This window comes from Paraburkholderia sp. D1E (assembly GCF_052682275.1).
Map to the genome: position 1 here is coordinate 1,137,984 of NZ_JBQYMB010000001.1, position 22,206 is coordinate 1,160,189.

The window sequence follows — 22,206 nt, forward strand, 5'->3', positions numbered from 1 at the left end:
CGCGCCACGACCATTGATGCCAAACGTATTGACCGAGTGCTTTATTCCGCCGACGCGCAACGAATCCGTCAGCCAATCCCCTATCACTTGAACGGGCCGGTCCGCTTATTGGCTTCCGGCAACTGCCGCGTCTCACGCAAAGACTTCGGATGCCACAGGCGTGCGCCGCCTTCGATCCCTGCATCGTTCGATACCGTCGCGACGTTCGCGGGTAACTTGATCGTCAGCCGCGCCGCGTTGCCACCGCCAATCCATAGCTTGTCGTAGTTCACCAGCGAATCAAGAATCTCGATCACTTTCTGGACCCGGCGATTCCAGCGCTTGTTTCCTGCCTTGTCGCGTGCCGCGTCGCCAATGTACTCGTCGTACGCCACGCCCTTCTTGCTGACCGGATGATGCGCAAGCTCGAGATGAGGCATCAACTCGCCATCGCGGAACAGCGCCGTGCCCGCGCCCGTGCCGAGCGTCAGCACGAGCTCGATCCCATGACCTTCGATTGCGGCAAAGCCCTGCATCTCCGCGTCGTTGATCATTCGCACCGGCAGACCGCCGAGGCGCTGCGCCAGTGAATCCGCTAGCGGAATGTCGTGCCAGCCTTCAACGCCAAAGTGCGGCGCCGTCAGAATGCGGTTGTTGCGCACCACGCCAGGAAAACCAATCGACATCAGCGTGGGCGGCTCCTTTTCGACAAGTGGCTCGACCAGTTTCACCAATGCATCCACCAGTTGATCCGGTGTGCACGGATGCGGCGTCGCCACGCGCAAACGCTCGGTTTTCATCTGCCCGTCTGCATCGATGATCGCGGCTTTCAAGCCAGTGCCGCCGACATCGATCGCCAGAATCCGCTCGGTACTGCTTTTTACTTTCGTCTTACGTGTGGCCACGGTGTCCCCCGATTGTGTTGGTGCATCTCATGGAGTTACTTCTTTTCGATGGCATTCTTTTGCAAAGGCCGCCACGCGTGGCCGTTGCGCGCGAGCAGCGCATCCGCTTCCGCAGGGCCTTCGCTGCCGGCGGCGTAGCCGCGTACCGGCATCGCGCCGCCGGTCTTCGGGTGCAGCACGTCGTCTACCGCGGCCCAGCTCGTTTCAATGCTGTCGGCCCGCTGGAACAGTGTCTCGTCGCCGAGCATGCAGTCGTACAGCAAAGTCTCGTAGCCAACGTTGGCCTGTTCCGCGAAGAAGTCCGCATAGTCGAACGACGATTGCACCGCGCCGATCTGCATCACCGGCCCCGGGGTTTTTACATTGAAGTCGAAACTCGTGCCATGCGCGGGATCGATACGCAAGGTCAGCACATTCGGCGTCAGCGCGTCGACGGGCGTATCGCGAAACAGACGGAACGGCACCGGCTTCAGTTGCACCGAGATTTCCGTGCGGCGTGCAGCGAGCCGCTTACCGGTGCGCAGATAGAACGGCACACCCGCCCAACGCCAGTTCTCGACATATACGCGTGCAGCGGCGTAGGTTTCGGTCGTGCTGCCTGGCGCGACGTCCGGTTCCTCGCGATAACCGACGCCCGTCGGACCCTTTTCGTATTGACCGAAGACGACGTCGTCGGCAGTCAGCGGCTGGATCGCGTCGAAGATTTCAGCCTTTTTGTCACGCACCGCTTCGGCATCGAACGAATTGGGCGGCTCCATTGCGACCATGCCGAGCAACTGGAACAGGTGGTTCGGCAGCATGTCGCGGAACGCGCCGGTCTGCTCGTAGAATTTGCCGCGCCCTTCCACGCCGATTGTTTCGGCCGCGGTGATCTGCACGCTATCGATATATTCGCGCCGCCAGATCGGTTCGAACAAGGCATTCGCAAAACGCACTGCAAGAATGCTCTGCACGGTGTCCTTACCGAGGAAGTGATCGATGCGATACACCTGCGACTCGTCCGCGTACGACAGAATGTGCGCGTTCAGATCGCGCGCCGACGCGAGATCGGTGCCGAACGGCTTCTCGATCACGATGCGGCGAAAGCCGCCGCTGCCGCCCTCGCCTTCTTTCAGCAAACCCGCCTTGCCGAGATGCTCGACGATCGGTTTGAAAAAATGCGAGCTGACCGCCAGATAAAAAATGACGTTGCCGCCCGGCGATTGATCGAGCTTTTGCTTGAGCTTCGTGAAGGTGTCGTCGGTTTCGAACTCGCCGGCCATATATTCGAGCCGCTGTGCGACCCAGTCCCACGCTTTGTCGTCGAGCTTGCCGGCGTGGAAGGTGCTGGCTTTGTCGGCGGCGAACTGTTGCAGCGACTTGTGCAAGTCGTCACGCCATTCGCTCGTCTCGCGCTCGCCGTGATTCACGCCGACGATCTTCATGCCGCCGTCGAGCAGGCCATCCACGGCAAGGTTGTAGAGCGCCGGCATCAGCAACCGTTTAGTCAGGTCGCCACCCGCACCGAAGATCACCAGTGTGCACGGCGGCGCAGGCCGCTTGCCGGCCGGCGACGGCGGCGCATCATGCGGGCTCGCGCTGACTTTGCAACTGGGTTCGCGGGTGGTGGAAGTTGGGGTGTTCGGAGTAGTCGACATGGGATTCGCTTAAGGAAGCCAATGGAACGGACGTGGCGGTACATGAAAGACCACGCTTGAACCCACACAGTTCAAAAACAAGCACTAAACCTGGCCGCCCCGCGCGCCGTAGGGTTTATGTAACCTCGCGCGGTTGGGTCGCTACTCGCGACCTGGTCACCGCTCGCTACTTGGTCACCGCCGGTGCGGGTTCGGGCGTGGACTCGGGCGGGCATGCGGGCGCGGGCGCGGAAGTCGACGCAGGCATAGGCGCCCGGTCCGGCTCGCCTGCCAGCGGCACATTACCGGACGCGGCCATCGCCCTCGGTTGCAGGAGCAACGCCACCAGCCCGGTCCAGCCGGTTTGATGCGACGCGCCCACGCCACGCCCGTTGTCGCCATGAAAATACTCATGAAACAGCACGAGATCGCGCGAACGCGGGTCGGCCTGCAATAGCGGATACGCACCCATCACCGGACGTTCGCCGTTTTTGTCCTTCAGGAACAGGGTGGTTGCCCGGCGCGCCAGGTCGTCGCCGATTTCGCTGAGCGACAACTTCTGCCCTGAGCCGGTCGGATATTCGACGCGGAAATCGTCGCCGTAATAGCGATGAAATTCGTACAACGATTCGATCAGCAGATAGTTCACCGGCATCCACACCGGACCGCGCCAGTTCGAATTGCCGCCGAACACGCGCGTGTCGGATTCGGCCGGCAAATACTTGACGGTAACGCTGGTATCGTTGTGGTTGAACACGAACGGATTGTCGCGATGGAATCGCGACAACGCCCGCACGCCGTGATCGGAGAGAAATTCGCTTTCGTCGAGCGCACGGCGCAGCAACGCTTTCATGCGATGCCCACGCAACAGCGAGAGCAGGAGCGCATTGCCCTTGCCGGGCTCATTCCAGCGCGACACCAGCTTCGCCAGATCGGGGCGATGTTCGAGGAACCAGACGAGCCGCTCGCGCAAACCGGGCAAGCTACCATGCAACCGTTCTTCGAGAACGTGCACGGCGAACAGCGGAATCAGGCCGACGATCGAGCGCAGGCGCATCGGAATATTGCTGCCGTCGGGCAGGCGCAGTTTGTCGTAGAAGAACTCGTCTTCCGTGTCCCACAGACCGGTATCGCAATCGTCGTCGCAACTCACCGCCTCGGCGATATACAGGAAGTGCTCGAAAAACTTCACGCCGATATCCACGAACACGTGGTTCGCATACGCGAGTTCGAGCGCGATCCGCATCAGGTCGAGCGCGTACGCGGCCATCCATGCGGTACCGTCGGCCTGATCGATATGACCGCCGGTCGGCAGCGGCGACGAGCGGTCGAAGATGCCGACGTTGTCCAGCCCGAGAAAGCCACCCTGAAAAACGTTGCGGCCGTCGGCATCCTTGCGGTTCACCCACCACGTGAAATTCAGCAACAGCTTGTGGAAGACGAGTTCCAGAAAATCACGATCCGCTTTGCCGGTGAGCGCACGGTCGATTTCATAGACGCGCCACGCGGCCCAGGCATGCACAGGCGGGTTCGCGTCGCCAAGCGCCCATTCATAGGCCGGCAGTTGGCCGTTGGGATGCTGATAGCGGTCCTTCACCAAGAGCAGCAATTGACGTTTGGCAAACGTTGGGTCGATCAGCGCGAATGCAGTCGCGTGAAACGCCAGGTCCCACGACGCGTACCACGGGTATTCCCACTTGTCGGGCATCGACACGATGTCCGCGTTGCACAGATGCCGCCACTCCGAATTGCGGCCGCGTTTGCGGGACTCAGGCGGCTTGGGTTGCAGTGGATCGCCTTCGAGCCAGCGCTGCACGTCGTACTGGTAATACTGCTTGGACCACAGCATGCCGGCGAGCGCCTGGCGCTGTACCAGGCGTGCGTCGGGATCCACGATCTCGTGTTGCAGCGCGCCATAGAATTCATCGGCCTCGGCAATACGGTGAGCGAACACCGCATCGGCGTCGAGTTGCGCGTCATCGGGGCTCGACTGTGGACGCCAGCGCATGTACAGCACAGCGCGGCCCTGCGGGCCGAGTTCTATCGAAGCGTGCGCGGCCGCCTTGGTGCCGGCGTCGCGGCGTACCGCCTGTTCCTCGCCGTGTACGAGGTAATCGTTAAAGCCGTCCTTGAACGGCCCGGTGCCGTCCATGTTGAACAGGCGCTTGACGTTGGTGTCGTTTTCGCAAAATAGCCACGCCATCTGCGGCGCGTCTTTCGACCACGCTGTCACGACGATCGGCTCGTGGCCATGCTGCCGCCCGACCACCTGGGCTTCACCGTTGTGGTCTTTGCTGGCGACGAGCGACGGCTTGTCCTTGTTCTCCTTCCACGACCACGAATTGCGCGCCCAGATCTGCGGCAACACATCGAGCGAGGCCGCCTGATCCGCGCGATTCTCGATAGTCACGCGCATCAGGATGTCATCGGGCGCATGTTTCGCGTATTCGACCTGCACGTCGAAGTAACGCAAATCGTCGAATACGCCGGTGTCGAGGATCTCGTACTCGGGCATGTCGCCGCCACGGCGCGCGTTTTCCTGCACCAGGTCGTCGTAGGGAAAGGCAGCATGCGGGTACTTGTAGAGCATCCGCATGTACGAATGGGTAGGTGTACCGTCGACGTAGAAGTACAACTCCTTCACGTCCTCGCCATGATTGCCCTGCGCGTTGGTGAGGCCGAACAGGCGCTCCTTCAGGATCGCGTCTTTGCGGTTCCACAGCGCGAGCGACACGCACCAGTTGAGTTTGTCGTCGCCGAAACCGGCAATGCCGTCTTCGCCCCAGCGGTAGGCGCGGCTGCGCGCATGGTCGTGCGGAAAGTTGTCCCAGGCCGTGCCGTCCGGGCTGTAATCCTCGCGCACCGTACCCCACTGACGCTCGCTGAGATACGGCCCCCAGCGCTGCCAATGGGCACAATCGGCGGAGTGCAGGCGTGAACCTTCAATCGTGGCGAGCAGATTGGCAGCGCGCAGCGGTGGCATGACTACGTCCTTGCGTCGGGCCTGACGGCGGGACTCACATCGTAGCGCGGTTTAAGCGGCGACGGACTCCAACCGGGCAAGCAGGTGTTCAATGCGTAGCAACTCCCCCAGCGACCACGCCTGAAACGGCGTGCCGGCGGGCGTGTGCGGCGCGTCGCCATCGGCGATCTCGGAAAGATGGTCGAGGCCAGCGTGATCGAGATGCGCGTACAGAGGGTCGAGGAAGCGCGTTTTGGCTTGTGCACGGGCATCCGCTTCGGCGCCGTGAACCCGTAGCCATGCTTCGACAAACGGTCCTAGCAGCCACGGCCAGACCGTCCCTTGATGATAGGCGCCATCGCGCTCCAGCGGCGGACCGCCGTAGTGCCCGCGGTAAGCCGGATCAGACGGGGCGAGCGTTCGGAGGCCGAGTGGCGTGAGCAACTGCGCTTCGACCTGATCGACCACCGCGCGCGCCGCCGCGCCTTCGAGTAGCGAAAACGGCAGTCCGCCTACGGCGAAGATCTGATTCGGGCGGATCGAGCGGTCCACTTTACCTTTGACGAAATCCACGTCGACGTTGTCGGCAAGCGCTTGCGTCGATGGATCGGTAAAGCGGTCATGAAACGCTTGCAACGCGCGTTCCGCAGGCGGTTGCCACTGCGGATTCCACGTTGCTGCAATGCGCAAAGCGTTGATCCAGAGCGCCTGCACTTCCACAGGCTTGCCGATGCGCGGCGTGACCACCCAGTCGCCGACCTTTGCATCCATCCACGTAAGTTGCACGCCGGGGGTACCGGCGCTCAGGAGGCCATCGTCGGTGGATGCCTTGATGTTGAAGCGCGTGCCGTTCGTGTAGCCCGTGAGGATGGTTTCGACTGCCTGCTGCAAGCGTGTTCGGGTGTCGGCCTTCGCGTGGTTCGTCGCCAGATAGTCGTGGACGGCGATGACGAACCATAACGATGCATCGACGGAGTTGTATTCCGGCGTGTCGCCATAGTCGGGGAAACGATTCGGCAGCATGCCTTCGGATAACGTACCCGACCATTCAAGCAGAATCGCTTCGGCTTCGGCGAGGCGGCCCGTTGCGATCAGCAAGCCGCGCATGGCGATGAACGTATCGCGGCCCCAGTCGGTGAACCATGGAAAGCCGGCGAGAATCGTGCGGCCTTCGTTACGTACTGCGACGTAGGCATCGGCGGAACGTTGCAGGCGCGAGCCGAGTGCGCTGCGACGTTGTTGTTCGATGCGCGCGAGTTCGGTTGCGTGGGCGACGATGGGGTTTGCGCTTGCCGAGTCCATTGCCCGAGCCGCTGCGACGTTCACACCTGCCGGTTTCGTTGCAAGGGCGGCGGTGCCAACTGAGTCCGCTGCATAGGAGGCTGTCTTCGTTCCGGCCGGGTCCCTCGCCGACGCCGACGCTGAGGATCCGATCGACGCACTGAGGATCATCACCGCTTCGCCATCGGCGAGATTGAAGCTGAACACACCGGGCGTGGCGAGGTCTTCGCTGAAATCGAGGCCACGCTCGCGCTCGCGAACGTAGCAGAAGTTCCGATACCAATCAGGTGCGTGCGTGTAGACGCCATTGGTCGCCGCATTGATGATCGGCAAGTCGCCATAGGGCTGCCAGCTCACACAGGCCTGGTCGCCGCTTGTCTGCGCGTTGAAGTTGAACGCGGGGTTTTCGTGGTGCAGCGCGTGATAGTCGCGACCGGAAAGCAAGGGCCTCACCTTCAGGATGAACGCGCCCGCGCCAGATGCCGCTTCTGAATCTTCCAGCCGCCAACGAAGAACCGTTTCGCGCGTCGCCTTGCTCACGAACACATCGGCCGTCAGTACCTTCTGCGCATCGAGCTGGAGGCGCCACGTCGGCCACGGCTCCGTGGTGAACTCGAGAAGACTCGCTGTCAGATCCGGATAGATCACGTCCGGCATGTACTGCTGCATGCTCAATGGATAACGCTTGCCGTCCGCCTCGAGCCAGGCTTCGATGCCGTTGACGAGCACTACACGCCCGCCAGGCGCGCGCGTGGCGGTGAGCAGCAACGCGTGATAGCGACGCGTGCGCAGCGTGCCGACGGTTCCCGATGCGAAACCGCCAAATCCGTCTGCTTCGAGCCATTCGTCTTCGAGACGCGTGATGTCGAAAGGTCTTTCGATGCGTGTCATGAACTTACCGCAGTATGCAAAGCCGCAAATCTTTCGGTGTGCCTGGGCTTCAACCGTATGGCACTGACATGACCATTCTCCTGCTTATTGCTTTCCATTTCCTTTCGAATAACTGACATTGCGACGCAAGTTTAAACACTCGCAAACGTTTCACAATTATTTCTTGAAAGGACTGGAGACTGCATCCGCCATCACGAAACTGGATGCGGACATGAGAAGAGATACACGCCTGGCTACCCTCGTTTTTGTTGCACTCGCAACTTTCACGCTAAGCGGCTGTGGCGCGGACGACTCCGCGTCAATATCCCCATCGCCGAGCGCGGCCAATAACGATACCTCGCAAAACCCGGCCATCAAACCCGCGCCCGACATGCTTAACGCATCAACGTCACTCGCAGCCGGCCCTGCCGCAGCGTCCGACGCGATCGCACAAAACATGCAAACCAGCCTCGCCGCCGACAACCAGCAAGTCGCGCCCGTGATGCATTACGCACCGGGCGACAACGCCAATAGCAACTAACTTGATTCCACCGGCGCGCGCGAGGCGCGCTATTCTTTCCCCACCCGCAGAAGGTGATATTCGATGACATCAAATAGCCGTCGCCGTTTCCTGCAGACAGTGGCTTCATCCGCCGGCGCTGCTGCCGCGCTGACCGCACTGCCCGAGTCCATTCGCAATGCGCTTGCCGTGCCCGCGTTTTCGCGCACCGGCACGATCAACGATGTCGAGCACATCGTCGTGTTCATGCAGGAGAACCGTTCGTTCGACCACTACTTCGGCCATCTGCGCGGCGTGCGTGGCTATAACGACCGCTTCCCGATTCCGCTGCCGGGCGGCAAGCCGGTGTGGTATCAACCGTCGAAGGAGGACCCGACCCAGCCGGTGCTGCCGTTCCATCTGAACACGGCGACGACCAGCGCGCAATGCGTCGGCGATCTTGACCATACCTGGTACAAGACTCATGCCGCGATCGACGGCGGCCGCTACGACCAGTGGCCCGCGAACAAGACCGACATGACGATGGGCTATCACCTGCGCAGCGACATCCCGTTCCACTACGCGCTGGCCGATGCATTCACCATCTGCGACGCCTACTTCTGCTCGCTGCCGGGACCGACGCACCCGAACCGTTCGTATCTGATGACCGGCATGGTCGATCCGAGCGGCACGCTGGGCGGCCCGCTGCTCGACAACAACGATTTCGTCGACAGCGACGGTCCGCCGAATTATCAGTTGCTCTCGTGGACCACGTACCCGGAGCGTCTGCAAGCTGCGGGCATTTCGTGGCAGGTGTATCAGCAAGGCTTGACCGGCGCCGATCCGTTGAACGGCAACTACGGCACCAATGTCCTGCAGAACTTCACGAACTTCATCAACGCGCAACCGGGTTCGCCGTTGTACGAGCGCGCGCAAACCGTGCGCACTATCGACGACCTGAAGGCCGACGTGCTGGCCAACAAGTTGCCGCAAGTGTCGTGGTTGTGCCCGCCGGCTGCGTACTCCGAGCACCCGAGCTATACGCCCGCATACGGCGCGGAATACACGTCGCAGATTCTCGATGCGTTGACGTCGAATCCTGAAGTGTGGAGCAAGACCGTACTGTTCATCATGTACGACGAGAACGACGGCTTCTTCGATCACCTCGTGCCGCCGCAACCAGCGACAACGCCGGCGCAAGGCCAGTCGACGGTCAGCACCGACGGCGAAATCCACAACGTGGTCAATCCGGCGCGCGGCGGCAGCTACACCGCTGACGGCTTGCCGTATGGCCTCGGCCCGCGCGTGCCGATGACCGTCGTGTCGCCGTGGACCAAGGGCGGTTTCGTGTGCTCACAAGTGTTCGATCACACGTCGGTGATTCGCTTTATCGAAACGCGCTTTGGCGTGGTTGAGCCGAACATTACGCAATGGAGACGCGCGGTGTGCGGCGACCTGACCGCGGCGTTCGATTTTCGCACACCGGATTCGAAGGTGCCACCGCTGCCGGACACGAGCAACTACAAGAGCATCGCCGACAACCAGTGCGCGACGCAGCCGAAACCGACTGTGCCCGCAATACCGGGCGCGATCGATCCGCAGGAAAGCGGTATTCGTTTTGCGCGCGCGTTGCCGTATGAGCTTCATGTGAACGGTCACGCGGATGTGAAGAAGAACACATTCGAGATCGTGCTTGCCAACAGCGGCGATCAGGGTGCGCATTTCTACGTGTACTCGACGAATCGCACGGATGGTCCGTGGCGTTATACCGTCGAGGCGGGTAAGTCACTTCGTGAGACGTTCGATCTGACGTCGACGAACGGCGTGTATGCGTTCGAAGTGTTTGGGCCGAATGGTTTCGTGCGTAAGTTTGCGGGGAATACGCAACCGGCGAGTGCGCAGACGACGCAGGCTGCGGGTTGGCATGGTCACGATACGCCCGCGCTGCCGGAGATCAAGGTGCAATACGATGTTGCTAACGGGAATGTGTTTTTGAAGTTCAGCAACAAGGGCGGTGGTGTGGCGCGGTTGACGGTGACGGATAACGCGTATGGTACGCGGACGCGTCCGGTGCTGGTGCCGGCGGAGTCGCATATCGAAGAGGCCTGGGTGCTGGCGTCGAGCCATCACTGGTATGACTTGACGGTGACGAGTAATGATGACGCCAGCTTCTCGCGTCGTTTGGCTGGACACGTTGAGAATGGACGGCCGAGTATTAGTGATCCGGCGGCTGTGGCGCCGGTTTTGGTGGTGAATTAAAGACGGGTGATTGGGAATCGGCTTCGGTTGGGCGGCCGCTTTTTTGGGTGCTTGACCGAAGCTCAGTTGCGAGGCTGTTGCGCAGCATAAGTGAATCCTGACGGGGGCTGGGCTTCGATTGGGGAACACGCTAACGAAGCGCTTGATTGAAGCTCAGTCGCGTGTCGCTATCGCGGCGAAGAGAAATTAGAACAGTCTTAGGCCGAATGGCCAAAGCTTGATAGTTAGCTTAGCAAAGTTAATTTTAAGAGAATGGCGCACTTATAATCTAACGGTCGTCAAAACAAAGACGATCGGGTTTGAGAGCCCGCCTGTCCCAATCGCACTACCTGCTGCACGGGTGCGTGCGATTGCCTTACCGCGTCATTATTCAATGGGCGGGGGTGGCGAGGGAGTCGCAAGACTCGCCGGTCTGCTGGGACACCGGTCTCTCAACCTCGCTACGTGCCCGCCCACCCGTTTGCAGCGAGTGCCGGGCGATTTCGAGAATCAACCGGAAATCGCGCCATGAGCAAACCCGCTGAAACTTCATTAATGAACCCGCGCCTGTCGGTAAAGCCCGCTGAATACAAGCGCCTGGCAGGAGAGGTGCTGGAAGCAACCCGTACGTATGTGGAACGGCTTTCATCGCTGGCCGCGCTAGCGAGGACGCTGCGCAAAGGTATTGCGATGAACCATTGCGATCGCCGCGATCAGATGTTGCTTGCGGAGTTGTTGGAACGGACGGCGCATCAGTACGAAACCGAGGCGAACATCGAGCGAGGAAAGATGTCGGTCGTGATGGCCGATGCGGAAGAAGCGGAATCGAATGCTATGCGCCGCAGGAAAGGGATGGGTGAATCAGTGGCGCCAGCCACGAGAACGCGCAGGAAGGTCGACGCTGGCGTAACAGCACCGGCATGACACGCAGCTGCGCTCTGCACGAACTGACGAATAGCGTTACAGTGAATCTCCGCAACCGCTTACCGATGGAGACGCCATGGAGCGCGAAGCATTCACTGAAAGACGGATTCCCTGAGGCCGTCGTTGTGACGCGGGAAGCGAACATCGAGATGAATGTGCATGAACATTCATTCGAAGCGAAAGCGTTGATTCTGGAAGGCGAGTTGCACATACGCGTAGGCGAATCCGAGCAAGCGTATAAAGTCGGCGACGTCTTCCACTTGCCTGCAAACAAACCGCATTCAGAGCGCTGCGGGCCGAACGGTGTGACGTATTTGGTGGGAAGGAAGTAGGCCTTCCGAGGCTAACGCCTTGTCGTCAATCATGCTTTCGGCCGCTCCGCTTTTGCGTTAACCAGCCGCCCTTTAAAACTATTTTCTTGAGTCGGCAGCACAGCGACGGGGGACTTACAGCCTCAGCATGCGTGATAGCTCGTTCCTGATAGTCTTCAAATTCCCAGGCGGCGAAGCGGCTGAACTTCAACGCAATAGTCTGCCAATCAGCGCCGCAGCATCGACTGAGGAGTCGCTCGATGCTCGCTCCTATTCGGTCTGCGTTGAATTCGGACACAATAAGCATGTGACGACCCCACGCCGCGAAGTCTTTCTCGTGTTCGACATACGCGGATAGCCACGTCGGCGTACATACGAGTAGCTGGTAGTTATCTGCCGCTTCCGTGCCGGCTGGCCCTATTGAAATACAAAACCACAGACCAAAGTTATCCAACTCTTCGGGCCGACACTCGGCGATATCTGCGTCAAAATCTGAAGAATAGATATTCTTGATTTCCAATTTCATAAAAAATTATTCATGCGTTGAGTAGGGGCAGTTGGCTTTCCTGTATCAACATCGCGCAGATACTTCTCCACAATGCGCGTCATCAATCACGATAAGACGCAATTGATATCACGAGATCTGTGGATTTGCGTGTAGGAAAAATATGGTTTTTGTCAAAATTCGACAAAAGCATTGAAGGTAGTTCACAGGACTGCGAAAAATGTTTACCTTTCTGACCCCAAACACACGCACTGAATCGATATAGGCGAACCGCACGTTCGTCCGGTCGGTTGCGATGAAAACCGAAAATGAGACGATGGCGGAGCTGCCGAGGCAAGTCGGAATGTACGCAAATCAGAGTAAGGCGATGACCAGACGGCAGTCGTACTTCGTCGACGTGGCGGGCACGGCGAACTCAAAGGACCTGTCGGTTGTGTCATTAGAGGCAACCGAGCGCATGGGCGAGCCGCACCGGATCACGATCATCCTTGCGCACTCGGACAGGTTGTCAAGATCAGACGACCTCAGCAAGGACGCGGTGTTTTCGATCGTCCACGAGGACGCTGCGCCGAGAAAGTACTCCGGCTGCATTATCCGCTTCTCGAAGACCAAGAGGAGGCGTCATTCAGATTCCGAGGGTCTCCAAAGTCTTAATGCTCCAATGCCGGTTCTGCCGCAGAGCGACTTCAAGGCAACGGATTTTTACAGCTTCACACGCTAATAACGATGATTATCAGCCCTCCTTTCCTGCCCGAAGCTGGCATCAGCTCCAACGATCCGGACGCGATCGATCCGATGATGGATGCGGTCGACAAATTTGAATTGGCCCACGGTATTTATCCCATAGCGTTCGATCGCCGCTGGCATCCCGGCATGCATCTGGCGCCGAGATTGCAGAACGAGAAAGTTCGCGCGATTGCAGACGGCGAAGTCGTAGCCTATCGGGTGTGCCAGCATGCCTTCGACGGTGGCGGCGGAGTGCCGGACAGCAATGCCGGCTTTGTGCTGCTCAAACACACCACTGATACAGGCGAAGGGCGCAAGCTGACGTTCTATTCGCTCTACATGCATTTGCTGGAACTCGACGGTTACAACGACCATGGTTTTCACACGGACGTGTTGCCGTCGTTCCTGCGAACGGCGTCACCTGGACCCAATATGCATCCGCCGGCTGTCGCTTCAGCTCAGGCCGGCGGCGGCCGAAAGATCTATCGGAAGGATATCCTCGGCCTGACCGGACGATGCCACGGCCAGTTGCACCTGCACTTCGAAATCTTCATGACGAAGCCGGATTTCGACGCGTATTTTGGTGCTACCCAACTGGGCCACGAACAGGTCGTCACACCTACCACGACGGACTACTGGGGTAGCAGTTACTACGTCATTCCGCCACAGCAGCAGTTTCTGCCGCTGCCGCCGGGCACGGACGCGAATAAGAAGCTTCACGGCATCCCCTTCGAGCAACTGGACGCGGGACAGAATTCCGACACGCTGTATGTCGAGGTCTGGTTTCACAAAGGGGAAAAGTTCACAAAGGTCTGGCGAGATGCGGGCGGTAGCCGGCTCGAATTGCTAACTGAGCAGCCGCTCCGCGAACCGAACTACGAATACGACCTCTACAAACGGGCAACTGCGTTGTATGCGGCCTGTCCGAGCGACGGGTATGAACTGCTGCGCTTCGGGCGCATTCTTGGTACTCCGACCACGCTGCCGGAAGCGGCACGTGCTACCTGGGCGCAGGTTGCCTTTGCTACGGGCAGGAAGGGTTACATCGACGTTAACAATCGCGCCGTGCTGAAGTTGTCTGATGCGGATTTTCCGTTCTTCAAGGGCTGGAAGAAAATCAGCGAAGGTAGCGGACCATTCGATGCGGACGGGCTGTGCGATATCGACACCTTGAAGAAAATCCTGAAGGACGCGAAGGAACATGAGACGCCGCACGAAGCAGCGCTGGCCGAGGAGTATCAGAAAGAAGATGCACTGGTCCGCTATGTGAAGGCAACGGACGGCGTGCGTGAACAGTTACGTGGATTCGTATGTGAAGCGCCGAGCGAATGGGACAGCACGCACAACGAGGATCGTTACCGGAAGTTGAAAGACGCAGGCGAGTTCTACGACGGCAACGCCGCGGGATACACGAAATTTCTCAACCTGCTGAAGTCATTTCAGTTCTGGGACCACACCGGGTTGCCTGCTGGCGGGAAGCTTTGGTTCTTTCATCCGACCGCCTTCATTCGGCATTTCAGGAAATGTGGGTGGCGCAGCCTTCGGGAGTTGGCGCAGACGCTGCCACGGCGGTCATCTAGTGGCGCTGGAGGGGATATTCTCTGGAATGTAGCCAAGAATCGCTGGAAGCAAGGATATGGCATACCGGGCGGCGCGATGCCTCCAGACATCTACATTGTTATGAATCGCATGTGGATGAAGTACGGATTCTCCGCTGCGCAACGGCAGGCCCATTTTCTCGCGCAAATCTTCAAGGAAACAGGCGCTCTTCGTGCGACGGTTGAGGACGGGGATACACGTTATCTTCGGACAATGTATGAGGTGCTGACGCCACATGAAGCCGGTGACGATTTCGATCACCAGCACGCGTGGCTGCAAGGCATGGGGTTTCTGAAAGGCCGAGACCGTCCGACTTATATCGCTCAACGTCCTGCGGAGATTGCTCACAAGGCACAGGTACTCGGAAATACACAGCCGGGCGATGGTCCAAGATTTCGTGGACGTGGGTTGATCCACCTTACCGGCCGAGGCACCTACAAGGCATACAGCAATTATCGTCATTTCGATTTCACTGTAGATCCTTCGCCTCAACTACTCTCCACAAATCCCGTTTCGATTACGGATTCGGCTGGGTATTTTTGGGTCAGCAAGGTGATGCAATCGTCCAACACGGGCGCACTGCGTAACGGCATGAATATCAATCGCCGCGCCGATGTGGGCGCTGCGGATCTGAATGTCGCTGCAGTATCTACCCCTGTGAACGGCGGTAGTACCGGTCTTGCGGAGCGAAAGGAGTTTTTTCGCTATGCGCACTTTATCCTCGATGATGTTCCAAACATACCTGATGGACCGGTGAGACAGACTGTGGATGACCTAACGTGAAATCAAATCGCAGATTAATTAACTGGTGCCTTGCAGGAGCGTTGCTAGCTGGTCTAATTCGTCCGGCGCTGCCGCGTGACGTGCCCCCCGCATCGCAGACGCCTATTTCGATGGATGTCTCCGGGGTAATGAAGCCTCTACAAGAAGATGACATTCAGCGCTGCGGACTGCATTTGCGCTATCCGGCGCTGAAGAATTTCTTCGACCAGGAGATACGCCCTGGTTGTCCAGCGTCATACAAGGCAAATAGTACAACACTAGGCATGAGCTACGAGTACGGTGCTTATCCTGACGAACCGATGAAATCTATCGACATCAGTATTTATCCAATCGGACTTGATACGTTTCTAGATCAGACGAGTCCTCACCATTCGTCCACGCTTGCACCCACTGAAAACGGTTGGCGCCTACAGCAGAACGCTGGCTTTGGGAATAAATGCAACAACCTTCTGCGAACGGAGATCACCCCAATTTCGGGTGCCAATTGGCATGGCTGGCTCGCAGAAGAAGTGTATGGGAAAAGTCGTAGCGTGAAGGCTCAGTGCAAATTCTTATCGCCCGAGTATCGATGCGTTTCGCTGGTCATTGGAAACAGGAAGATGTCCGCCGAATCGGGTAGTAGATGTTTGCTGAAAAAAATAACGACGAATCTTGAAGAAGGTCTGAGCTTTGACTTCTTCATGCAAATGATTAGGTCCATTCGCTTCAACGAGGAATGAATGCGAAGCCCATCCGCGTCGGACATACACCAAAATTCGCCAGCCGTTTCACAAGCTGCTCGCGCGATGTGGATTTTTCCATTGTTTCGAGACTCGCAAGGAGAAATTGAGTTGAGAATAAATAACTTCTCGGCGCGGATAATAATCTTTCTCACATCGTGGTGGTGCAGCGAATCAATCGCTCAGAATGTTGCGCCGGTTGTCGCAATACCCACCAGCGCAGTCACTACCGCGCCTGTTACGAAAGAACACGCCGTCGGCCCATGCCGGTTCAAAATCGCTGACATGTTCGGCGGACATCTAGACGTAGCGTACCCAGCCGCCCCACCACCTCAAGTGGGGGATATTATCTCCCGCTAACAGGTCCAATGGCGGCGCTCAATGGCGGCTTTAGTCTTCTCTGTACAGATGCTACCGAAGAGCGATTAACTATCGCGCTGAATGCAAAGTATGTCGACGGTCGCTGGCTAACTTACGGACCAGTGAATGGCCCCGAATTCATTCATTTTGATAAACGAGCCCACTTCCAGACGATCCATCTAAACGGCAAAATTGGATTGGAAAGGCGTACACCACAGATGACACAACTGGCGACGAGAAGCGCCGGGCACGCTTTTTTACTTTTGCCTGATACACAACGCGCACGCATTGTGTGGGTACACGCCTGTTGTATGGCTTGCCAAGCCTAGACGCAATCAGTTGTGGAAGATCAAGGCGATCCTTGAATCGGTCGAGTTTGTCGATACACCACTGCCGGCAAGTGCCAGTGCTGCAGCCAGCGCAGCGCCTCCGAACCGATGATCGGAGGCGAAGTGTGCCAAGGCAAAAAACTACGCCCCCAACAAAACCCCAGTCCTAAACGCCCGCATCCCAGTCACCCGCCCCAACGGCGCCCCAGCCGTCACAAACCGAATCGCGCGCCGCATATAAAGCACACCTTCGGTATTGCTAACGAGCGTAGTCGTCTCATCGGTCAACGGATCGACGATGTCGAACAACGGCTGCCCGACACGAATCGTGTCCCCGATCTTCGCGCGATGAACAAGAATTCCGCTGACGGGTGCATAGAACTGCTCACTGCCAGCGAGAGGCGTAGCGGGCGCGAGCAACTCGGGCAAGGGCTTCGCATCAAGCTTGATAACCTTGCGCCAGACCAAGTAGTCAATCAATGCGTCAGCATCCTCCTGCGCGACTTCATAAGAAACATCCCGCTGCCCACGACACTCCACCGTCACAGCAATCGTCCCATTGGGCACCGGCTTATCTGCAGGCATTTCCTGCTGCAACTTCCACCACAACAGGCTATGCGTCTCATCAAACGACTCGCCGCCCGAGTTAGTAGCCAGCAACGAAGCCTGCGCCCCCAGATACCGTGACAAAGGCTCAAACTCAGGCCACGCAGCCTCACTGGTGTAGAGATGCATTGCCGCTTCCAAAGAACAATGCAGATCGATCACGACATCTGCATCGAATGAGAGCTTGAGCAGCGCTAACTGCAAAGACTCGAACTCAGTCAACGGCCTCTGTTCCGCCAGTTCCGCAGCGATCAACTCACGAACAATCCGCCGATTCTCGTTAGCATCCGAACCCAAAACCTCCTTAGCCCGTGCCACCAACTTCGAAAACTGCATGAAATGTCGATTGAAGTTCTTGCCACTTCCCAGATCAAAGCGCCCGAGAAACTGCCCAAGCACGTACTGCCCGAGTCCAACAGGATTCGCCACCGGCACCAGCACAATCTCAGCATTCAGCGCGCCTTGCTTCTCCAGCTCGAGCAATCGACGCTTAAGCAACACCGTCGTCAACATCGCCGGCGTTTCATCAGCATGCAGCGACGACTGGATGTAGATCTTTTGACCACTATCCACAGGGCCAAAATGAAACGACACCAGTTCGCGGTGCGTGCCGATAGCTGGCGATAAAAGCGGAATCGATTGCTTGTTCATGAGAGCGAGAGGTCTGTAAAAGAGAAGTAAAACGGAAAATCAATTGCCGTACGGATCGAAGTCAAAATACTTCTTCGCGATCTGCGCGTAGGTACCGTCCTTGAGCATCGAAGCAATCGCCCCATTAATGGACGCCTGTACCGCAGTCTCATCCTTGCGCAAACCGATACCTACGCCACGGTCACCCATCGAAAGTGGCTCGCCGACAAACGCAAATCCCTTCCCCGCTGGCGTGCGCAAAAATCCGTAGTCGGCTTCAACGGAACCGAGCAATGCCCCATCAAGACGGCCATTCTGCAAGTCAGCGAAGACCTCATCCTGACTCTTGTACGCAACCACATGCACGCCAATCGGCGCCCAATTCTTCAACGCGTACCCCTCGAACTGCGTCCCCGACTGCACGCCGATCTGCTTGCCAGCCAACGCATTCATACCGCCCGCGAGGGCCGAACCTTGACGCGCGATCAGCCGCGATTTGAACTGGAACAGTTTCGACGAGAACAGGATCTGTTGCTCACGCTTCTCCGTGATCGCCATCGACGAAAGAATCGCGTCGATCTTGCGCGCCTGCAGCGCGGGAATCATTCCCGAAAACTCGAGTTCGACCCACTGGCAACGGGCATGGATGCGCCGGCAGATTTCGTTGCCGAGATCGACATCGAAACCTTTGAAGCTGCCGTCGGGCGCCTTGGCGTCCATAGGCGGATAGCTCGGATCGATACCGAGGCGCAACGTGGCGGGATCGGCGGCAAATGCACCACTGCTGAAAGCCAGCGTGGCGCTCAAGATCATCAGCGGGATTTTCATGGGAGGCGGGTGTGAGTTGGGCGGATTACTGCAGAACGATCCTATGCCGCCTCCGCGCCTCAAAGAAGTCCCGAAAGTAATATCATGATCACTTTTACCGATCACAGAGATTCTTCATGGCGTTGACGATCTCCCAGTTGCGTGCGTTTACCGCCATTGCCGAGCACGGCAGCATCCGCGCGGCGTCGCGGGCGCTTGGCATCGCCCAGAGCGGCGTCACGCAGCAGTTGCAGAACCTCGAATCGATGCTGGGCGCGACCTTATTCACTCGCACGAACCGCGGAATCGCGCTGACCGCGCTCGGCCAGCGCCTGTTGCAGCGCGCCGGCGCGATCCTCGGGGAATGCGAACGGGCCGAGCAGGAAGTGCGGCAACTGCGTGGCGATTACGCGGGCGAGGTCACGTTCGGCATGACCACCGAGCCGCTCGTCGACGCCTTCGCGCCAGTGCTGATGGAATTCCGCGCGCGCTTTGAGCGAGTCGCAGTGCATTTGCGCACCGGCACCTCGCGGATGATGATTTCGTGGATTCGCGAAGGCACACTCGATTTTGCGGTCGCGCTGGTATCGAAGCATACTGACACGGCCGATCTGTCCGTGACGCCGCTCTATCCGTCCGATCCCGTGATCGTCTGCCGTCGTGGCCATCCGAAAGCCGGCGCGACCTCGCTGGCCGAACTCGTCGACTGCACCTGGGTGGCGACGCGCTCACCGAATCTCACCGACGATCCGCAACTCAACCGTCTGAATCATCTGTTCGAGAGCCACGGTTTGCCGCCGCCGAAAATCATCGCGACAGTAGAAGGCCTGTACGAGACGCTGCATCTGGTCGGCGCGACGAACTGCCTGTCACTGGAGGCATCGATCGTCGCGAAGCGCGGGCCGTTTGCGAGCACGCTTGCGTCGATCAATGTGCGCGAGCGAGCGGTCGAACAGAACGTGTGTCTGCTGCAGCGCGCGGCGATTCCCGTCACGCCCGCGGCACAGGAACTCGCGACGATGATTGCGTCGTACACGCGCACGGTGCGGGCGCGATAAAGCCAGATTGATGCTGCGTGGCGTTGAACGTCGACGACCTGCCCTATCTCGCGCAGTACGGCCGGCACGCGCAAGGCTCGCCGCAGACCGTTAGCGCGGGGCCGCACGCAGGCGCTTTGATCTTGTGCGTGGCTGGGCCGGACGGCGCGACGACCGAGTTGAGGCGACCATCGGCTTAATGCCGCAATTCCAGCAATGTGGCTATCGGCGTGCTCAGTCCAGCGTTTCGAGCGCGATCAACTCCTCGATGGTCTGCCTGCGCCGAATCAACCGCGGTGCGCCGTTTTCCACCAACACCTCCGGCGCCAACGGCCGGCTGTTGTAGTTCGACGACATCGATGCGCCGTACGCCCCCGCGTCATGAAAAACAATGAAGTCCCCCACTTCCGGCGCCTGCATGGAACGGCTCGTGACGACCCCGCCCGCCGCTTGAGTGAACACATCGCCCGCTTCGCACAACGGCCCGGCCACCGCGAAAGCACCACGCGGCGCTTCGCTCGGCATGCCATTACCTTTCACCACCGTCATCTCATGATGGCTGCCGTAAAACGACGGCCTCACCAGATCGTTGAAACCCGCATCAACCAGGGCGAACTGGCGATTCGGCCGCCGGTTCAGTGCGTGCACCTCGGCAACCAGCACACCGGCTTCCGCAACCAGAAAACGCCCCGGCTCGATCTCCAGTCTCACGCGATGTCCGAGATGCGCTTCGATCTGCCTCCGCGCCGCGTCCCAAAGACGAAAATAATGCTCAACGTCAATCCGCGGTTCGCCTTCGCTGTATGGCACCGATAGACCTCCACCAGCCGAAATCGCTTCGATATCGTGGCCCAGGCCTTGCACGGCTTCGACCATCGCATCGCACACGCGCGACAGATGCGTGTAGTCGACGCCAGAGCCGATATGCATGTGCAAGCCGACCAGCTTCAGGCCATAACGGCGCACTATGGCTATCGCCAGCGGCACGTCATCGAGCCAGATGCCGTGCTTGCTATGCTCGCCGCCCGTGTTGGTCTTGTTGCTGTGTCCGTGGCCGAAACCGGGATTGATCCGCAGCCACACGCGGTGACCTTCAGGCGCGTGCTGCCCCACGCGTTCAAGCATATCGAGCGAACCGGCGTTGACTGTGATGCGATGCTCGAGCACTGTGGCGAGCGTCGCGTGATCGACGAGGTCAGCGGTAAAAACCACGCCCTCTGGATCGCCATCCGGCGTGAAACCCGCCGCGAGACTGCGCGCGATTTCGCCCAAAGATACGGCATCGACCATCGCCCCTTCGTCGCGCATCAGCGTCAGGATATGCACGTTCGAACACGCCTTCTGCGCATAGCGAATCACGTCGAAGCTGCGCAATTCGGCGATACGCTGGCGGATCACGTCGGCGTCGTAGACCCAAAGGGGCGTGCCGTGCTGTTGCGCGAGTTCGACGAGTTGTCGTGGATTGAAAGTGGTCACGATTCGCGGTTCTCTATATCGAGGCATAGGTGTGAACCACATAATGCTGAAAACCGCTCATTCAGTAAAATACCTATTCTTTGCCAATCTATTCATTCCTGATATAGGCATCATGGCGCTCACTCATCGACATATCGAAGTCTTCCGCGCGCTGATGACGGCAGGCAGCGTCACCAAAGCGGCCGAGATGCTCTTCACCTCGCAACCCACGGTAAGCCGCGAACTTGCGCGTATGGAACAGAGCATCGGTTTTGCCTTGTTCGAACGTGTGCAAGGCCGATTGCGTCCAACCATGTCCGCGTTGACGCTGTTCGATGAAATCAAGCGCGCGTATGTCGGACTCGAACGGGTAGCGTCCACGGCAGCAAGCCTGCGCGAATTTCAGGGCGGCCAGCTTTCCATCATCGCGTTGCCCGCGTTTTCGCACTCGATCCTGCCGGGTGCATCGAAACGCTTTCATGATGCGCAGCCCGGCGTAAGCCTTTCGATCGCGACGCAAGAATCGCCGTTTCTCGAAGAATGGCTGACCGCGCAGCGCTATGACCTCGGCCTGACCGAACACGGCGCGCCGCCTGCTGGAACACGTCTCACGCCTTTGCTTGAAGTGGACGAAGTCTGCGTGCTGCCCGATGAGCATCCGTTGCTCGCAAAGCGCGTGATCGAGTTGAAGGATTTCGCGAATCAGCCGTTCATCAGCCTGTCGTCAAACGATCCGTATCGGATTCAGATCGACGAAGCCTTCACGCAAGCGTGCATCACGCGCCGTCAGATCATCGAGACGCCCACCGCCGTCTCCGTTTGCAGTTTCGTGCGGCAAGGCCTCGGCGTGGCCATCGTCAATCCGCTTACCGCACTCGATTTCGCGGGCCGCAATCTCCATATCCGGCCGCTCGGCGTGTCACTGCCGTTTCGGGTGAGCGTGGTTCATCCGGAGCATCGTCCGAGCCATCCACTGGCCGGCGCGTTCGTTGAAGCGCTGCAAAGCGAAGCCGACGCGCTACGACTACAATTAAAAACCCACACAAGACGTAAGCAGAATTAAGG

The 22,206-nt window shown here is 58.8% G+C and carries 17 protein-coding genes; 9 read left to right on the plus strand and 8 right to left on the minus strand.

The window, feature by feature from the left end; translation table 11 throughout:
* Positions 1-83: 83 nt before the first annotated feature.
* From ACUN0E_RS05425 to ACUN0E_RS05440, 4 genes are all read right to left on the minus strand, one after another.
* Positions 84-884, minus strand: coding sequence for an ROK family protein (locus tag ACUN0E_RS05425; RefSeq protein ID WP_408388405.1), 801 nt, complete (start codon positions 882-884; stop codon positions 84-86).
* A gap of 35 nt (positions 885-919) precedes the next feature.
* Entirely contained in the window at positions 920-2,521 is a 1,602-nt protein-coding gene (zwf, locus tag ACUN0E_RS05430; RefSeq protein WP_445565879.1) for a glucose-6-phosphate dehydrogenase, read from the minus strand.
* A 166-nt stretch (positions 2,522-2,687) separates the two neighbouring features.
* A complete protein-coding gene (locus tag ACUN0E_RS05435) occupies positions 2,688-5,483 on the minus strand; it encodes an MGH1-like glycoside hydrolase domain-containing protein (protein ID WP_445565880.1) in 2,796 nt (931 codons plus the stop codon).
* 51 nt (positions 5,484-5,534) lie between these two features.
* Positions 5,535-7,634, minus strand: a complete 2,100-nt coding sequence (locus ACUN0E_RS05440; protein WP_445565881.1) for an amylo-alpha-1,6-glucosidase — start codon at positions 7,632-7,634, stop codon at positions 5,535-5,537.
* A 211-nt stretch (positions 7,635-7,845) separates the two neighbouring features.
* Here ACUN0E_RS05440 and ACUN0E_RS05445 point away from each other — a divergent pair, with 211 nt between their 5' ends.
* From ACUN0E_RS05445 to ACUN0E_RS05460, 4 genes are all read left to right on the plus strand, one after another.
* On the plus strand, positions 7,846-8,154 hold the full coding sequence (locus tag ACUN0E_RS05445; RefSeq protein WP_445565882.1) for a hypothetical protein: 309 nt from the start codon (positions 7,846-7,848) through the stop codon (positions 8,152-8,154).
* 63 nt (positions 8,155-8,217) lie between these two features.
* Complete coding sequence (locus ACUN0E_RS05450; protein WP_445565883.1) at positions 8,218-10,371, plus strand: phosphocholine-specific phospholipase C; 2,154 nt, start codon at positions 8,218-8,220, stop codon at positions 10,369-10,371.
* Positions 10,372-10,878: 507 nt separating this feature from the next.
* Entirely contained in the window at positions 10,879-11,274 is a 396-nt protein-coding gene (locus tag ACUN0E_RS05455) for a hypothetical protein (RefSeq protein ID WP_445565884.1), read from the plus strand.
* Positions 11,275-11,315: 41 nt separating this feature from the next.
* Positions 11,316-11,606 (plus strand): cupin domain-containing protein, encoded by a 291-nt coding sequence (locus ACUN0E_RS05460; RefSeq protein WP_445565885.1) that lies wholly within the window; start codon positions 11,316-11,318, stop codon positions 11,604-11,606.
* Between the two features lie 25 nt (positions 11,607-11,631).
* Here ACUN0E_RS05460 and ACUN0E_RS05465 read toward each other — a convergent pair whose 3' ends face one another.
* Positions 11,632-12,111 carry an immunity 8 family protein gene (locus tag ACUN0E_RS05465; RefSeq protein WP_445565886.1) on the minus strand — a complete coding sequence of 160 codons (480 nt, stop codon included), beginning with the start codon at positions 12,109-12,111 and terminating at the stop codon, positions 11,632-11,634.
* A gap of 274 nt (positions 12,112-12,385) precedes the next feature.
* Here ACUN0E_RS05465 and ACUN0E_RS05470 point away from each other — a divergent pair, with 274 nt between their 5' ends.
* From ACUN0E_RS05470 to ACUN0E_RS05480, 3 genes are read left to right on the plus strand one after another with little or no spacing between them, the layout of a single operon-like run.
* Positions 12,386-12,811 carry a hypothetical protein gene (locus ACUN0E_RS05470; protein WP_408388418.1) on the plus strand — a complete coding sequence of 142 codons (426 nt, stop codon included), beginning with the start codon at positions 12,386-12,388 and terminating at the stop codon, positions 12,809-12,811.
* Between the two features lie 5 nt (positions 12,812-12,816).
* Positions 12,817-15,198 (plus strand): hypothetical protein, encoded by a 2,382-nt coding sequence (locus ACUN0E_RS05475; protein WP_445565887.1) that lies wholly within the window; start codon positions 12,817-12,819, stop codon positions 15,196-15,198.
* Positions 15,195-15,917: a hypothetical protein gene (locus ACUN0E_RS05480; RefSeq protein ID WP_445565888.1), complete on the plus strand. Its 723-nt coding sequence runs from the start codon at positions 15,195-15,197 to the stop codon at positions 15,915-15,917. The genes ACUN0E_RS05475 and ACUN0E_RS05480 overlap by 4 nt, the downstream gene beginning before the upstream one ends.
* 830 nt (positions 15,918-16,747) lie before the next feature.
* Here ACUN0E_RS05480 and ACUN0E_RS05485 read toward each other — a convergent pair.
* Together ACUN0E_RS05485 and ACUN0E_RS05490 are read right to left on the minus strand one after the other, a co-directional pair.
* Positions 16,748-17,863 (minus strand): succinylglutamate desuccinylase/aspartoacylase family protein, encoded by a 1,116-nt coding sequence (locus ACUN0E_RS05485; protein WP_445565889.1) that lies wholly within the window; start codon positions 17,861-17,863, stop codon positions 16,748-16,750.
* A 39-nt stretch (positions 17,864-17,902) separates the two neighbouring features.
* A complete protein-coding gene (locus ACUN0E_RS05490) occupies positions 17,903-18,670 on the minus strand; it encodes a transporter substrate-binding domain-containing protein (protein WP_445565890.1) in 768 nt (255 codons plus the stop codon).
* A 116-nt stretch (positions 18,671-18,786) separates the two neighbouring features.
* Here ACUN0E_RS05490 and ACUN0E_RS05495 point away from each other — a divergent pair, with 116 nt between their 5' ends.
* Positions 18,787-19,707, plus strand: coding sequence for a LysR family transcriptional regulator (locus tag ACUN0E_RS05495; RefSeq protein ID WP_445565891.1), 921 nt, complete (start codon positions 18,787-18,789; stop codon positions 19,705-19,707).
* A 213-nt stretch (positions 19,708-19,920) separates the two neighbouring features.
* Here the strand turns inward: ACUN0E_RS05495 and lysA are convergent, their stop codons facing one another.
* Positions 19,921-21,162: a diaminopimelate decarboxylase gene (lysA, locus tag ACUN0E_RS05500; protein ID WP_445565892.1), complete on the minus strand. Its 1,242-nt coding sequence runs from the start codon at positions 21,160-21,162 to the stop codon at positions 19,921-19,923.
* A gap of 112 nt (positions 21,163-21,274) precedes the next feature.
* On the opposite strand from lysA, the gene ACUN0E_RS05505 reads away from it, so the two are divergent.
* Positions 21,275-22,204, plus strand: coding sequence for a LysR family transcriptional regulator (locus tag ACUN0E_RS05505; protein ID WP_445565893.1), 930 nt, complete (start codon positions 21,275-21,277; stop codon positions 22,202-22,204).
* The last annotated feature ends 2 nt before the right edge of the window (positions 22,205-22,206 follow it).

Excerpts from the sequence above, each read along its gene's own strand:
- zwf (WP_445565879.1), bottom strand. The coding sequence starts at position 2,521 with ATGTCGACTACTCCGAACACCCCAACTTCCACCACCCGCGAACCCAGT.
- ACUN0E_RS05435 (WP_445565880.1), bottom strand. The coding sequence starts at position 5,483 with ATGCCACCGCTGCGCGCTGCCAATCTGCTCGCCACGATTGAAGGTTCA.
- ACUN0E_RS05470 (WP_408388418.1), top strand. The coding sequence starts at position 12,386 with ATGAAAACCGAAAATGAGACGATGGCGGAGCTGCCGAGGCAAGTCGGA.
- ACUN0E_RS05440 (WP_445565881.1), bottom strand. The coding sequence starts at position 7,634 with ATGACACGCATCGAAAGACCTTTCGACATCACGCGTCTCGAAGACGAA.
- ACUN0E_RS05505 (WP_445565893.1), top strand. The coding sequence starts at position 21,275 with ATGGCGCTCACTCATCGACATATCGAAGTCTTCCGCGCGCTGATGACG.
- ACUN0E_RS05475 (WP_445565887.1), top strand. The coding sequence starts at position 12,817 with ATGATTATCAGCCCTCCTTTCCTGCCCGAAGCTGGCATCAGCTCCAAC.
- ACUN0E_RS05465 (WP_445565886.1), bottom strand. The coding sequence starts at position 12,111 with ATGAAATTGGAAATCAAGAATATCTATTCTTCAGATTTTGACGCAGAT.
- ACUN0E_RS05445 (WP_445565882.1), top strand. The coding sequence starts at position 7,846 with ATGAGAAGAGATACACGCCTGGCTACCCTCGTTTTTGTTGCACTCGCA.
- ACUN0E_RS05495 (WP_445565891.1), top strand. The coding sequence starts at position 18,787 with ATGGCGTTGACGATCTCCCAGTTGCGTGCGTTTACCGCCATTGCCGAG.
- ACUN0E_RS05450 (WP_445565883.1), top strand. The coding sequence starts at position 8,218 with ATGACATCAAATAGCCGTCGCCGTTTCCTGCAGACAGTGGCTTCATCC.
- ACUN0E_RS05490 (WP_445565890.1), bottom strand. The coding sequence starts at position 18,670 with ATGAAAATCCCGCTGATGATCTTGAGCGCCACGCTGGCTTTCAGCAGT.
- ACUN0E_RS05485 (WP_445565889.1), bottom strand. The coding sequence starts at position 17,863 with ATGAACAAGCAATCGATTCCGCTTTTATCGCCAGCTATCGGCACGCAC.
- ACUN0E_RS05455 (WP_445565884.1), top strand. The coding sequence starts at position 10,879 with ATGAGCAAACCCGCTGAAACTTCATTAATGAACCCGCGCCTGTCGGTA.